General features: G+C 69.9%; 11 protein-coding genes. 7 read left to right on the top strand and 4 right to left on the bottom strand.

Going from position 1 to position 14,096, the window contains the following annotated elements; all coding sequences use genetic code 11:
- Positions 1–173: 173 nt before the first annotated feature.
- From ACWGJB_RS25640 to ACWGJB_RS25655, 4 genes are all read left to right on the top strand, one after another.
- Positions 174–644 (top strand): SseB family protein, encoded by a 471-nt coding sequence (locus tag ACWGJB_RS25640; protein WP_453382424.1) that lies wholly within the window; start codon positions 174–176, stop codon positions 642–644.
- A 157-nt stretch (positions 645–801) separates the two neighbouring features.
- On the top strand, positions 802–933 hold the full coding sequence (locus tag ACWGJB_RS25645; RefSeq protein WP_453382425.1) for a hypothetical protein: 132 nt from the start codon (positions 802–804) through the stop codon (positions 931–933).
- Between the two features lie 121 nt (positions 934–1,054).
- Positions 1,055–2,032 (top strand): pirin family protein, encoded by a 978-nt coding sequence (locus ACWGJB_RS25650; protein WP_453382426.1) that lies wholly within the window; start codon positions 1,055–1,057, stop codon positions 2,030–2,032.
- Between the two features lie 307 nt (positions 2,033–2,339).
- Complete coding sequence (locus tag ACWGJB_RS25655) at positions 2,340–3,371, top strand: AI-2E family transporter (protein ID WP_453382427.1); 1,032 nt, start codon at positions 2,340–2,342, stop codon at positions 3,369–3,371.
- A gap of 45 nt (positions 3,372–3,416) precedes the next feature.
- Here the strand turns inward: ACWGJB_RS25655 and ACWGJB_RS25660 are convergent, their stop codons facing one another.
- On the bottom strand, positions 3,417–5,525 hold the full coding sequence (locus tag ACWGJB_RS25660; RefSeq protein ID WP_453382428.1) for a SpoIIE family protein phosphatase: 2,109 nt from the start codon (positions 5,523–5,525) through the stop codon (positions 3,417–3,419).
- Positions 5,526–5,682: 157 nt separating this feature from the next.
- Between ACWGJB_RS25660 and aspS the strand changes: the two genes are divergently transcribed.
- Together aspS and ACWGJB_RS25670 are read left to right on the top strand one after the other, a co-directional pair.
- Positions 5,683–7,446, top strand: a complete 1,764-nt coding sequence (gene aspS, locus ACWGJB_RS25665) for an aspartate--tRNA ligase (protein ID WP_453382429.1) — start codon at positions 5,683–5,685, stop codon at positions 7,444–7,446.
- A gap of 132 nt (positions 7,447–7,578) precedes the next feature.
- A complete protein-coding gene (locus tag ACWGJB_RS25670) occupies positions 7,579–8,493 on the top strand; it encodes an intradiol ring-cleavage dioxygenase (RefSeq protein WP_453382430.1) in 915 nt (304 codons plus the stop codon).
- A gap of 79 nt (positions 8,494–8,572) precedes the next feature.
- On the opposite strand, the gene ACWGJB_RS25675 is transcribed toward ACWGJB_RS25670, so the two are convergent.
- The gene (locus ACWGJB_RS25675) at positions 8,573–9,979 is read right to left on the bottom strand and encodes a VCBS repeat-containing protein (protein ID WP_453382431.1); all 1,407 of its coding nucleotides are present in this window, start codon (positions 9,977–9,979) and stop codon (positions 8,573–8,575) included.
- A 142-nt stretch (positions 9,980–10,121) separates the two neighbouring features.
- A complete protein-coding gene (locus ACWGJB_RS25680; RefSeq protein WP_453382432.1) occupies positions 10,122–10,595 on the bottom strand; it encodes a hypothetical protein in 474 nt (157 codons plus the stop codon).
- A gap of 357 nt (positions 10,596–10,952) precedes the next feature.
- Between ACWGJB_RS25680 and ACWGJB_RS25685 the strand changes: the two genes are divergently transcribed.
- Entirely contained in the window at positions 10,953–12,302 is a 1,350-nt protein-coding gene (locus ACWGJB_RS25685) for a pectate lyase family protein (RefSeq protein WP_453382433.1), read from the top strand.
- Between the two features lie 73 nt (positions 12,303–12,375).
- On the opposite strand, the gene ACWGJB_RS25690 is transcribed toward ACWGJB_RS25685, so the two are convergent.
- Positions 12,376–13,854, bottom strand: a complete 1,479-nt coding sequence (locus ACWGJB_RS25690; RefSeq protein ID WP_453382434.1) for a polysaccharide pyruvyl transferase family protein — start codon at positions 13,852–13,854, stop codon at positions 12,376–12,378.
- Between the last annotated feature and the right edge of the window lie 242 nt (positions 13,855–14,096).

The raw sequence follows: 14,096 nt of genomic DNA on the forward strand, positions 1-14,096 counted from the left end.
GACGGCTCCGTATCCGGATCGGCGAGGCACTGAATCCCCGCGCAAGCTTTCACATACCAACGAGTAGCTCCGATGATGCTACCCGTCGGTAATAAGAAGCAACCCCCATCGGGTGAAGTGTGAGAAGGGTCTACCTTCTCGCAGAGGCCGCGTGTCTCGGTAGGCTTGCGCCCATGTACGGCTACGACCAGAACGTCGGTGCTCAGCAGCAGTACGCCCAGCCGCAGCAGCAGATGCCCGGCGCGGGCGGGTACGGCCAGCAGCCCCCGCTCTACCCCGAGCCGTCCCCGCCCTCGCTCGCGGACGCGGTGCGGGCCTTCACCACGGGCCAGTTGACCGCCGAGGACTTCCAGCAGGTCTTCGCCACGTCCAAGGTGTACTGCCCGCGCGGCGACAACCCCGGCTTCCTCGCCCTGCACAACACCCAGCAGCCGGTGATCCCGATGTTCACCTCGCTGAAGGAGCTGCGCCGGTACGCGGGCAAGGAGTCCAAGTACTTCGTGATCACGGGCGCGGAGGTCATCGACCTGCTGCCGACCGGCTACGGCTTCGTCCTCGACATGGAGGGCGAGCACCGGATGGTCTTCGACGCGAAGGCGGTCGAACAGATGGTGGAGTTCGCGATGCGGCGGATGTACGGCTGACATCCGCCGGGGCGCAGAAGCGCCTCAGAATGTCACAGGCATGTCATAGGGTGACCTCCGGCTGCCGCGCCCCGTACGCCGACCCGGTGTTCACCAGGGGAAGTGGCACTCGACGGACTCCGGGTACTTCGCGCTCGGCACGAGCGGCAGGTCGGCCGTGCGGCTCGGCGCACCCGGCGAGTCCGGCATCCGGGCGCGGCTGCGTTCGGTGTACGTCAACGGTTCGTCCGGCGGCACCGTGAACTCCACGACGTACGGCGGCTGGAAGTACATCTACTTCAGCAACTGATCCACTGATCCACTGATCGGCGATGACCGGGCCCGGAGGGAATGTCCTCCGGGCTTTCGCCGTTAGAGGTGGCAGAAAGTTCAACGCTCAACTAAACTGGGCGTACAAGGAGGAGCCAAACATGCCTGCAGTGACCGTCGAGAACCCGCTGACCCTTCCCCGGGTGGCCGCACCGGCCGACGCCGTGGCCCGTCCCGTGCTCACCGTCACGACCGCGCCGAGCGGGTTCGAGGGCGAGGGCTTCCCGGTACGCCGGGCGTTCGCGGGGATCAACTACCGCCACCTCGACCCGTTCATCATGATGGACCAGATGGGTGAGGTGGAGTACGCGCCGGGCGAGCCCAAGGGCACGCCCTGGCACCCGCACCGTGGCTTCGAGACCGTCACCTACATCATCGACGGCATCTTCGACCACCAGGACAGCAACGGTGGCGGTGGCACCATCACCAACGGTGACACCCAGTGGATGACGGCCGGCGCGGGCCTGCTCCACATCGAGGCTCCGCCGGAGTCCCTGGTCATGTCCGGTGGTCTCTTCCACGGCCTCCAGCTGTGGGTGAACCTGCCGGCCAAGGACAAGATGATGGCGCCGCGCTACCAGGACATCCGCGGTGGCAACGTCCAGCTGCTGACGACCCCCGACGGCGGTGCGCTGCTGCGTGTCATCGCCGGTGAGCTGGACGGTCACGCCGGTCCCGGCGTCACGCACACGCCGATCACGATGATCCACGCGACTCTCGCCCCCGGCGCCGAGCTCACGCTCCCCTGGCGCGAGGACTTCAACGGGCTGGCGTACGTGCTGGCGGGCAAGGGTGCGGTGGGCACGGAGCGCCGTCCGATCCACCTGGGCCAGACGGCCGTCTTCGGCGCGGGTTCCTCGCTGACCGTCCGCGCGGACGAGAAGCAGGACTCGCACACCCCGGACCTGGAGGTCGTCCTCCTCGGCGGGCAGCCGATCCGGGAGCCCATGGCCCACTACGGCCCGTTCGTCATGAACACCAAGGACGAGCTGATGCAGGCCTTCGAGGACTTCCAGAAGGGTCGCCTGGGCACGATCCCGGCGGTCCACGGAATGACGGAGACCGGCCCGCAGGCGTAACACAGCCGCCGCCCCGAGAGGCCCGACGTCCACTACTTCGGGCCTCTCACCTTTCCTCCCGGCCACCGACTCCCCCCTCGACCAACCGAGTCGATCCCGGGCCTTCGAGTTCACCTTCTGAGTGACGGAGTCGATCCGGAGCGACCCCACCTTCTGAGCTTCCGAGTCGATCCGGAGCCCTCGACCTCACCTTCTGGCCGACCGAGTCGGGTGGTGGGTGGGCATGGGTGGGGTTCAGGGGGGACGGGTCACTCGGCAGGGGGTGTACCGCAGAGCGTGTGGCGGTCCTGCGTGATCCGCTGGACGCGTGTCCCTGTTGCCCGAGCCCGTGCGCCGGTTCGCCGCCTGGTGTGCCGTTCTGCTGCTGGCCGCCGGCGTCGGCTGGGTCGGCATCCGGCTCTGCTCGGAGCTCCGCACCGCGGTCACCCCCGTGCTGCTGGCCCTCCTCGGCACCGCCCTGCTCAGACCCCTGTACCGACGGCTCGTCACGGCCGGCATGCAGCGCTCCCTCGCCGCCGGTCTCACCTGCGTCGCCGTCGTCGCGGTCGTCGGCGGGGCCGTGTACATCGTCGTCGCCGCGCTCATCGACACCGGCGGCCAGATCACCTCGTCCCTCAAGAACGCCGCGAAGTCGCTCGCCCGGCACTTCGGCGCCGCCGGCACCTCGCTCGACGACCTCGCCGACAACGCCAAGGAGCTGCTGACCAAGTTCGGCGGGACGGCCGCCTCCAACGTCATCAGCGGCGTGAGCGTGGTCGGCGAGGGCATCGCCATGGCCGTACTGGCGTTGCTGCTCGTCTTCTTCTTCCTCCGCGACTCGCATCTCGTCGTCGCGTCCATCCGGGCCGTGGCGCCCGGCGGCAGCGCCGATCTGCTGGAGGCCATGGCCCGCCGTGCCTTCGAGGGCATCGAGGGGTTCATGCGCGGCACCACCGTCATCGCGTTCATCGACGCCGTCTGCATCACCGTCGGCCTGCTGATCCTCCGGGTGCCGGGCGCCGTCGGACTCGGCGCGCTGGTTCTCGTCGGCGCCTACATCCCCTACCTCGGCGCCTTCATCTCCGGGGCCGTCGCCGTACTGGTCGCCCTCGCCGACCGGGGTTTCGTCATCGCGCTGTGGGCGCTCGGCGTCGTACTCGCCGTGCAGGTGCTGGAGGGGCATGTGCTGCAGCCCATGATCCAGAGCCGCACCGTGCAGATGCATCCGGCGGTGGTGATGGTGACGATCACCGCGGGGGCGTCCGTCGCCGGGATCCTCGGCATGCTCCTCGCCGTACCGCTCACCGCGGCCGCCTTCGGGGTCGTACACGAGCTGCGAGCGCGGTACGCGACGGACTAGACCGGCCCCGCGGACGGGCCGCCCCGCCCGGGCCCCGTGGCCCCCTTACCCCTCGCAGCCCTCGTACAGCTCGAACCAGATGCTCTTGCCCTCCCCGCGCGGGTCGACGCCCCAGGCCTCGGCCAGGAGCTCGATCAGGACCAGGCCCCGGCCGGAGGAGGCAAGTTCCCCGGGGCGGCGCTTGTGCGGGAGGTCGTCGCCGGCGTCCGTGACCTCGACGCGCAGCCGGCGCTCCGGGGCCTGGCCCCAGACCTCGGCGAGCAGCAGCGCGTCCGCGTCGGTGTGCACCAGTACGTTCGTGAGCATCTCGGAGACCAGCAGCACGGCCGAGTCGACCTGGTCGGGCGAGCCCCAGTCGTGCAGCAGCTCGCGCAGCTGCTGGCGGGCCTCGGCGATCCGCTCGGGCTCGTCCTGGGCCACCGACAGCAGGGTGCGGCGGACCCGGGGCCGTACGGTGATGGTCCCGTCGTCGCGTACAGCGCCCGGCCGGGACAGCAGCAGGACCGCGATGTCGTCCTCGCGGCGGTCGGCCAGCGGTCCGGTGGTGTGGTGCGAGGAGGGGCCGTGCACGGCCTGCACCAGGGCGTCGGCCAGTTTCTCCAGGTCGCTGTCGTGGTCCTCCATGATCGCCCGGACCCGCTGCCAGCCGCTCTCGATGTCATGGCCGCCGGTCTCGATCAGACCGTCGGTGCACATCATCATGATCTCGCCGGGTTCGAGGGTGAACCGCGTGGTCGGATAGTCCGCGTCGGGGTCGATGCCGAGCGGCAGCCCGCCCGCCGTCGGCCGCCCCAGCACCGTGCCGTCGGCCATCCGGATCGCCGGGTCGAGATGGCCCGCGCGGGCGATCTCCAGCACGCCGGTCACCGGGTCCGCCTCGACGTACAGGCAGGTCGCGAACCGCGTATCGGCGATCTCCTCGTCATAGGTGATCCCGTGCAGGAAACGGGAGGCCCGGGTGAGGACCGCGTCCGGGCGGTGGCCCTCGGAGGCGTAGGCGCGCAGTGCGATCCGGAGCTGGCCCATGATGCCCGCGGCCCGTACGTCATGGCCCTGGACGTCCCCGATGACCAGCGCGAACCGGCCGGACGGCAGCGGGATCATGTCGTACCAGTCGCCGCCCACCTGGAGTCCGCCGCCGGTCGGGATGTAGCGGGCGGCCGCGTCCATGCCGGGTATCTCGGGGCCGAGCGTCGGCAGCATGGAGCGCTGGAGGCCGTCGGTCAGCTCCCGCTCCGAGTCGGCGATCCCGGCCCGGGACAGGGCCTGCGCCAGCATCCGGGCGACCGTGGTGAGCACCGACCGCTCGTCGGGCGTGAACGACACCGGGTAGGTGAACCCCGCCATCCAGGCGCCCATGGTCCGCCCGGCCACCGTCAGCGGCAGAAAGGCCCAGGACCGGCGGCCGAACCGCTGGGCCAGCGGCCAGGTGACCGGGTAGCGGGACCGGTACTGCTCGGCCGAGGAGAGATAGACGGCACGGCCCGTCCGTACCACCTCCGCCGCCGGGTAGTCGGTGTCCAGCGGCATGCTGGTGAAGGGGCTGTCCTCGTCGATGTGCTGACCGTGGTGGCCGATCATCATCAGCCGGTCGCCCTTGACTCCGAAGACGGCCAGCCCGTCCGGGGAGAACCCGGGCATCGACAGGCCCCCGGCGACCCGCAGCACCTCCTCGGTGGACCGCGCCTCGGCCAGCGCCCGGCCCGCGTCCAGCAGGAACGCCTCACGGGAGCGCCGCCAGTCGCCGGTGACCGGATGCTGGGCGGCGTTGCCGGGGGACGGCTCGGAGACCTCCTGAATGGTGCCCGTGACCCGGTAGACGCGCTCCTCGGAGTCGTACACCGGTCGAAAACGGCTGCGGACGGTACGGATCAGCCGGCCCCGCTCGTCCATGACCCGCAGCCGCACCTCGCCGAGCGTGCCCTCGGTGGCGGCCAGCCGGGTGATGCTGGTGTTCTCGTTCCAGTCCACCGGGTGGAAACGGGACCGGACCAGTGCCTCCGAGAGAAGGGACGGTTCGGCCGGCAGCCCTATGAGCCGCGCCGCCTCCGCATCCGCGGTGACCAGCCCGGTGGCCGTGTCCCAGTGCCACAGCCCGGTCGCGAGGGCGGCGAGGACGTCCTCCACGGCGGGCAGGGGCTCGCCAGTTCGCATTGCCCCACTTTAGGAAGATGAGATCGAAAAAAGCTACCGATCACCTCCCTGGTAATGGGGGGAGTCGGCCCTGAGGGGCCCGGTACGCTGGGTGGTGTTTCACGTGAAACACCAGGCTGACACCACACCCCGATCCGCGAAGGCTGGATGAACCACGATGCATCGGTACAGGTCCCACACCTGCGGCGAGCTCCGCTCCTCTGACGTCGGCACCGACGTCCGGCTGAGTGGCTGGCTGCACAATCGGCGCGACCTGGGCGGCATCCTCTTCATCGATCTGCGCGATCACTACGGCATCACCCAGCTGGTGGCACGTCCCGGCACGCCTGCCTACGAGGCGCTGGACAAGCTCAGCAAGGAATCGACCGTACGGGTCGACGGCAAGGTCGTCTCCCGCGGTACCGAGAACATCAACCCCGACCTGCCCACCGGCGAGGTCGAGGTCGAGGTCGGCGAGGTGGAGCTGCTCGGCGCGGCCGCCCCGCTGCCGTTCACGATCAACGCCGAGGACGGGGTCAACGAGGAGCGGCGCCTGGAGTACCGCTTCCTGGACCTGCGCCGCGAGCGCATGCACCGCAACATCATGCTGCGCACGGCCGTGATCTCGGCCATCCGCCACAAGATGGTCGCCCTCGGCTTCAACGAGATGGCCACCCCGATCCTCACCGCGACCTCCCCCGAGGGCGCCCGTGACTTCGTGGTGCCCTCCCGCCTGCACCCGGGCAAGTTCTACGCGCTGCCGCAGGCCCCGCAGCAGTTCAAGCAGCTGCTGATGATCTCCGGCTTCGACCGTTACTTCCAGATCGCGCCCTGCTTCCGCGACGAGGACGCCCGCGCCGACCGCTCGCCGGGCGAGTTCTACCAGCTCGACGTCGAGATGAGCTTTGTCGAGCAGGAGGACGTCTTCCGCCCGATCGAGCAGCTGATGACCGAGCTGTTCACGGAGTTCGGCGGCGGCCACGAGGTCACCTCGCCGTTCCCGCGGATCCCGTTCCGCGAGGCGATGCTGAAGTACGGCTCCGACAAGCCGGACCTGCGCGCCCAGCTGGAGCTGGTCGACATCACCGACATCTTCGAGGGCTCGGAGTTCAAGGCCTTCGCCGGCAAGCACGTCCGTGCGCTGCCGGTGCCGGCGGTCCAGGACCAGCCCCGCAAGTTCTTCGACCAGCTCGGTGACTTCGCGGTCTCGCAGGGCGCCAAGGGTCTGGCCTGGGTCCGCGTCGCCGAGGACGGCTCGCTCTCCGGTCCGATCGCCAAGTTCCTCACCGAGGACAACGTCGCCGAGCTGACCAAGCGGCTCCAGCTGGCCGCCGGTCACGCCGTCTTCTTCGGCGCGGGCGAGTTCGACGAGGTGTCCAAGATCATGGGCGCGGTGCGTGTCGAGGCCGCCAAGCGCGCCGGGCACTTCGAGGAGAACGTCTTCCGCTTCTGCTGGATCGTCGACTTCCCGATGTTCGAGAAGGACGAGGAGACCGGCCGGATCGACTTCTCGCACAACCCGTTCTCGATGCCCCAGGGCGGCATGGAGGCCCTGGAGACCCAGGACCCGCTGGACATCTTGGCCTGGCAGTACGACATCGTCTGCAACGGCGTCGAGCTGTCCTCCGGCGCGATCCGGAACCACGAGCCGGACATCATGCTCAAGGCGTTCGGCATCGCGGGCTACGACGAGGAGACCGTCGAGCGCGAGTTCGCCGGCATGCTGCGCGCGCTGCGCTTCGGCGCCCCGCCGCACGGTGGCATCGCCCCGGGCGTGGACCGCATCGTGATGCTCCTCGCCGACGAACCCAACATCCGCGAGACCATCGCCTTCCCGCTCAACGGCAACGCCCAGGACCTGATGATGGGCGCGCCGACCGAGCTGGACGAGGCCCGACTGCGCGAGCTGCACCTGACCATCCGGAAGCCGCAGCCGAAGTAAGGCGTACAGAAGCAGCACAGCCGAAGGAAAGGCTCGAAACCGGCGTCGGTTTCGAGCCTTTCGCTTGCGCACCGCGATTCACAGCTCGCTCCGATGTTCCCACCGGCTCCGCCTTGTCTACGGTCCCTGACCATGACAGACACCCACACTCCCACTGATGCTCAATCCCCTGAAGACAGACGGAAGTTGGCTCGTCGTACGGTCCTGGCGGCGGGCAGCGTGGCCGTGACCGCTGTGGGCGTCGGCAGCGCCTTCGCCGCGAGCGACGGCACCGCCCCGGAGCAGGGCACCCAAGCCGCGGCCTCGCCCTCGTCCTCGGAGGGCGCCTGCTACACGCTCACCTCCGAACTGGTCGAGGGCCCCTACTACATCGACGCCGACAAGCTCCGCCAGGACGTCACCGAGGACCAGGAGGGCATCCCCCTGCACCTCACCCTCAAGGTGATCGACGCGGATACCTGCAAGCCGCTCAGGAACGCGGCCGTGGACATCTGGCACTGCAACGCGTCGGGCGTCTACTCGGGGTACGAGGAGACGGGCAGCGGCGGTGGCGGCACCCCGCCGACCGGCACCCCGCCGACCGACGCGCCCACCGGCACTCCGACCGGCCCCCCGCCCGGCGGTGGCGGCGGCCACCAGGAGCCCACCGACGACACCCGCTACCTGCGCGGCACCTGGCACACGGACCGGCACGGTCACGTCACCTTCAAGACCGTCTTCCCCGGCTGGTACCAGGGCCGGTGCGTCCACATCCACGTCAAGGTGCACGTGGACGGCGAGTGGACGGACGCCGGGTACGAGGGCGGCCACACCTGCCACACGGGCCAGCTGTTCTTCGACGAGAAGTCGGTCCTGCTGTCGGCCGAGGTGGAACCGTACGCGAGCAACACCACCACCCGCACCACCCTCGACGGGGACGGCATCTACCCGGGCAACGGGCACGAGGGCGGCCTGCTCTACCTGAAGTACGACCGCCACCACATCGCCCGCGGCGTCCGCGGCCAACTGACCCTGGGCGTCGAGCCGGACGACACGAACAACGGCTGACATCCGTGAGACGTCCGTGACGCGGGCGCCCGGGATCCAGGAAGCAGGCACCCGGGCGCCTTCGGCGTGTTTGGACTGTTCAGATCACCCAGAGCAGTCCGTTACCGCCCAGCAGGGTGTCGGCAGCCTGTGTGAGGCCGACCCCGTGCGCGGTGATGACGCGGCTGCCGGAGGCCGTCGGCCGTGCGGAGCCGCCGGGGAAGACCCAGACGGCGCCGGTGCCGGCGTTCTCGTGGGCCGCGCCGACGAACAGCTCCGGCCTGCCGTCGTTGTCGACGTCCCCGGCCGAGACCGTCGTACCGAAGAAGTCGTCGGTCTCGGAGGCACCGGGGACGCCCGCCGTGTCCTGGGAGAAGGAGTACGAGCCGGTGCCGAGGGCGCCGCTGCGGCGGCCGGGGACCACGGTCACCTGACCCGCCCGGCTCTTGGCCAGGTCCTCGAACGGCGATCCGATCACGATGTCCGCGAGGCCGTCCCGGTTGAGGTCGGCCACCGCCAGGGACCCGCCGAAGTTGTCGCCCTTCTCGCTCGCGCCGGGCACACCGGCGGTGTTCTGCGTGATCTGGACGGGCGTCGTGTTCGTCGGGATACCCGCGGCGGAGCCGTACCAGACGAGGACGCGGCCGCCCGTCGCGCCGTCCACGCCCGCCTTCTCCGGCTCGTCCGGGTCGCCGGCCACGAGGTCGGCGTATCCGTCGCCGTTGATGTCTCCGGAGGCCAGGATCAGGCCGTTGCCCTTGAGCGCGTTGCCGTAGGCGGGGTTCGTGTAGACCTCGCCGCCGCTCAGGCCGCTCAGCCGGTCCGTGACCGAGGCCGGGTCGGGCACGCCGTCGCCGTTGAGGTCGCCGAGCGTGACGGACAGGGGGGACGCCGTGTCGTCGTTGTACACGGCGGATCCGAACGTGCCCGTCCGGCTGAACGGTCCGCCGAAGTTCACGGTCGCGTCCCCTCCGGCGACCGCCACCCGCGTCTTCGCCCCGGCGCCGAGGCCGAGCGCGGCGACGTCCTCGCCGTAGTGCCACGGGGAAGACGACGGCGACGGCAGGTCCGTGCCGCTCGTCAGGCCGCTCCTGCTGCCCCAGAGCACGGTCACCGCACCGGAGTCGGTGCCCTTCGAGGTGTCCTCGTCGGGCGTTCCGACCACCAGGTCGGCGTAGCCGTCCCGGTTCAGGTCAGCGGTGGCGGTGGCGGCGCCGAAGGCGTCGTAGGTCTCGCTGGCGCCCGGCACACCGGCGGTGTTCTGGGTGATGGTCTTACGGCGGCTCGTCGACAGCCCCGAGGCGGAGCCGTACAGCACGACGACCGCGCCCGCGCCCTCCTTGCCGGACACGTTCGCGCCCGGCGCGGGCAGGACCGCGTCGCGGTAGCCGTCGCCGTTGAAGTCACCCGGCACGGCGCCGTGTACAGCGCCGGCCGGGACGGCCGGCAGCAGCACGCCACCGACCAAAGACGCGGCCACGAACGCGGCAGCACCCCATCTGCGCATGAGTTACCCCCCCTGTGGATTCCCCGACTCGCACTCCGAACGACCGCTTGCCATCGCAGCTGTCCCGGCGGATCAGGCGGAGCGGTGCGGGTCGGGCGACAAGTGAGCGGACTTTACCAGCCGTTGGCCTGGCGGTGGGGTGTCAGGTGTCGTACCGGCCGTCCCAGGGCTCGCCGAAGCCCAGGTGGTCCGGGTAGAGCTCGGCCCATCCCCCGTCGTCGTCCTCCTTCGCCACCAGCCCGAAGAACACACCGTCAACGACGAGCTGGAACGGGCGTATCGCGATGTCCGTGTACGTCCGCCTCGGCAGGCTGCGCAGCATGTTCGCCAGGTGCGCGCGGGCCCGCACCAGCACCGACCCGGCGCCGTCCGGATCGCGCTGCTGCTCGGCCCAGCTGCCCGCGCACCAGATCTGCGAGTCGCGGTAGTGCCCCTCGGCGTCGAAGAGATGCAGCACCGAGTAGAGCCGCTTCTGCTCCTCCCAGCCCTCGTCGAGCCGGAACCCCTCGGGGAACGCGTACGTGACCGACGCCAGGAACTGTCCGTCGGAATAGCGGCCGATCGCCTCGGTACGGCCGTGCGGCTCATAGGCGATCGGGATGAGCTCAGGGGTCATGGCGAAACCATACGGATGTGTCGGGGACATGCAGGGGCCGGGGCCTCACCCCACCCAAACATTCACTTGATTCTGCCGAGGATGCCACGGCGTTCTCGCAGCAGAACACCCGCATCCCTGCTGCGATTGCGGCGCCGAGACCCAGAGGTGTACGAGCCGGTCGACTGGATCGTGGCGGACCGGGGCGTCGCGAATCTGGCAACGACCAGCGACGGCACCGACTACCGAGTGCACAAGGTCGGCCGTTCACGGCCGAGAAGGTGACGGCAACTTTTTCGATCTCCGTGACCACAGAGGTGTGAGGCCCGCCCCAGCGGGCCCGTCCCCAGCACTTCGGAAGTATGTAAGGACTCCCCCGTGGCCTCTGCCTCTCACCGTCGGTCTCTTCGCAAGCGCCGTGTCCTCGTCGTCTCCGCCGCCGTGGTGGCCGCCGGTGTCGGTGCCGGTGCGCTCGTGCTGGGCGCGAACGCGTCCGGCGCCGACCTCTACCACCAGACGCTCGCCGCCAAGGACGGCTGGGCGTCGTCCGGTTCCGGTACGACCGGTGGGGCGAAGGCCGACTCCGCGCACACCTTCACCGTCTCGACCCGCGCCCAGCTGGTGAAGGCGCTGGGGTCGGCGTCCGACACCACCCCGCGCATCATCAAGGTCAAGGGCACCATCGACGCCAACACCGACGACTCCGGCAAGAAGCTGACCTGCGCCGACTACGCGGCGGGCACGGGGTACTCGCTGAGCGCCTACCTGAAGGCGTTCGACCCGTCGACGTACGGCCGCTCCAAACTGCCCTCCGGGACCCAGGAGACGGCGCGGGCCGCCGCGCAGAAGAAGCAGGCCGCGAACATCGTCTTCAAGGTGCCCGCCAACACCACGATCGTCGGCGTCCCCGGCACCGAGGCCGGCATCACCGGCGGCATGCTGCAGATCCAGAGCGTCGGCAACGTCATCGTCCGCAACCTGACCTTCTCCGACACCGAGGACTGCTTCCCACAGTGGGACCCGACCGACGGCGACGACGGCAACTGGAACTCCGAGTACGACTCGGTGACGCTGCGCGGGGCGACGCACGTCTGGGCGGACCACAACACGTTCAGCGACGCCGGGCACTTCGACAGCACCAACCCGAAGTACTACGGCCGTGAGTACCAGGTCCACGACGGCGAACTCGACATCACCAAGAGCTCGGACCTGGTGACCGTCGAGCAGAACCGGTTCACCAGTCACGACAAGACGATGCTGATCGGCAGCAGCGACAGCGAGCCCGGCGGCAAGCTGCGCGTCACCCTGCACCACAACGTCTGGAAGGGCATCGTCCAGCGCGCCCCGCTGACCCGTGTCGGCCAGGTGCACCTCTACAACAACTACTACGACGTCACGACCCTCAACGGCTACGCGCTGCAGTACAGCATCAACTCCCGTGCGAAGGCCCAGGTCGTGGCGCAGGACAACTACTGGACCGTGCCCAGCTCCCTCAAGGTCTCCAAGCTGCTGAGCGGCGACGGCACCGGCTCGGTCGCGGGCAGCGGCAACCTCGTCAACGGCACCACGACCGACCTCGTCGCCGCCTACAACGCCGCGAACTCGAAGAAGATCAAGACGACGGTGAACTGGACCCCGGCCCTGACGGCGGGCCTGGAGAGCAGCGCCAGGAACCTGCCGGCGGAGCTGGCGAAGACGGCGGGCGCCGGGGTGCTCACCGCGAGCTGAGAAGCAGTCGGCCCCCGGATCCGTGTGGAGGATCCGGGGGCCGGTGCACGGGCGCGCGGGGCGGTGGCGGTGGTCAGTCCTGTCGCGGGCTGCGCATGCGGCGGCGCAGGGCCGGGCCGAGGCGGACCAGTACTCGCTTGTCGATGCCGGTGACCCGGCGCTCCACCGCGGACAGCTGCTTGGTGGCGGCGGTCAGTTCCTTGCGGAGGGCGTCGAGCTGGCGGGTCGTCTCGGTCGCGCGCTTCTCGGCGGTGGCCAGCCGGTTGCGCAGCTCCTTGTTCTCCTTGGCGTGCTGGGCGGCCTTCGTGTCGGCCGCGGTGATCCGCTCGCGCAGCCGGCTGATCCGGTACCGCATCTGGCCGTCGTCCCCGCCGTCCCAGACCGGCATCGAGGCGGGCAGGTCGAGGGCGGCCAGCCGGGCGTCGAAGGCGGCGCCGCCGTCGCCGTGGGTGTAGGTGTTCTGCAGGTCGTTGCGGTCGAGGAAGGCGATGATGCGCTCGAAGCGCTCACCGTGCCCCTTGACCATCGCGGAGAAGTCGGCGTCCTCGTACAGCTCCCGCGGGTCGGTGTCGGCGCCCAGTTCGGTGAGCGAGCGGTGCGGGATGTCGAAGTAGCGGCACAGTTCGAGGGTGCGTGAGTCGTGGGTGAGGACCACGCTCGGGGTGCCGGCCAGCAGGGCGGCGACATTGCCGTGGATACGGGTGCCGTAGGCGAAGTCGTAGCCGCGCAGTTCGTCGATCCAGGTGGCCGGGTCCAGCGGCATGCGGACCTTGTTCTCCTGGAGCAGGGCGTGGCTGAGCTGGAGCGGGAAGGGGTCCGTGTGCCCGGACTCCGGCGAGGTGTCGCCCCACATCAGCAGTTCGGCGTCGACGGTGTTCTGCGCGTAGTAGGTGAGGTGGGGGTAGCGCTCCCACGCGTGCCGGGCCAGGCCCGATATGTCGCCGACGGGTATCGCGTCCGGCGACAGGTTGAGGGCGACGCGTGAGGCGGCGCTGAGCTCCGTGGCCCGGATCTCCGGGAAGGTGTCGCCGTAGAGGAACATCGACGGGCACCCGATGATGTCGATGTCCTTGAAGCCGAGGCTCTTGAGGTAGTCCGAGGTCAGCTCGCCGCGTACGCCGATGGAGGCGGAGCGGTCCAGGACGGCGCGGGCGAAGCGGCGGACCGAGTCCGCCATGGGCTTCAGCCAGCCGGTGTCGTAGTCCGCGGGGGCCTGGGCGCCGACGCCGAACACCACGACCGGGATGGTGAGTTGCTCGATCAGCGTGGTGAGCCGGTCCAGGGAGGCGTGGAACGTCGGGCGGAAGGCGTTGGCGAGCGGGACGACGAAGGCGTCGTACTGCTCGTTGATCTCCGCGGCTCGGCGGGCCGAGGGGTCGGTGCGGATGCCGTTGGACGTCACCTCGGTGCCCGGGGTGGTCAGCATCTTGTGGGCCGAGTCGCTGAAGAGCAGATTCCCGGTATTCGTTCCGATCAGGTCCTGGTGGATGAACTCCGCCGGAGTGGCGACACGGAACGGGCTCTTCCCGGAACGGATCAGAATTCGTTTCACGAGCGGCACACTATCCCGGAGGTAAACGCGAGGTGAAGGTGCGGTAAGAGTCTGATAGGTCTCTTTCCTGGGACTTACCTCACGCCGAATGGCCCGCGGGGGGGGGGGCGCCCGCGGCCGGGCGCGGGCAGGCCGCCCCCGGCCCGGGCCCGGCCGGGCCCGCCCGCGGGCGCGGGGGGCCCCCGGCCGCCAGGGGCGGGCGGGCCCCCGCGGGGCAAGCCCCCGGCCGCCCCGCCACAGGG

Source organism: Streptomyces sp. NPDC054813, from assembly GCF_053611365.1.

What these genes read in the sequence shown, in the direction of transcription:
- ACWGJB_RS25660 (WP_453382428.1), bottom strand. Translation starts at nt 5,525, where the DNA reads ATGCGAACTGGCGAGCCCCTGCCCGCCGTGGAGGACGTCCTCGCCGCC.
- ACWGJB_RS25680 (WP_453382432.1), bottom strand. Translation starts at nt 10,595, where the DNA reads ATGACCCCTGAGCTCATCCCGATCGCCTATGAGCCGCACGGCCGTACC.
- ACWGJB_RS25675 (WP_453382431.1), bottom strand. Translation starts at nt 9,979, where the DNA reads ATGCGCAGATGGGGTGCTGCCGCGTTCGTGGCCGCGTCTTTGGTCGGT.
- ACWGJB_RS25650 (WP_453382426.1), top strand. Translation starts at nt 1,055, where the DNA reads ATGCCTGCAGTGACCGTCGAGAACCCGCTGACCCTTCCCCGGGTGGCC.
- ACWGJB_RS25640 (WP_453382424.1), top strand. Translation starts at nt 174, where the DNA reads ATGTACGGCTACGACCAGAACGTCGGTGCTCAGCAGCAGTACGCCCAG.
- ACWGJB_RS25670 (WP_453382430.1), top strand. Translation starts at nt 7,579, where the DNA reads ATGACAGACACCCACACTCCCACTGATGCTCAATCCCCTGAAGACAGA.
- aspS (WP_453382429.1), top strand. Translation starts at nt 5,683, where the DNA reads ATGCATCGGTACAGGTCCCACACCTGCGGCGAGCTCCGCTCCTCTGAC.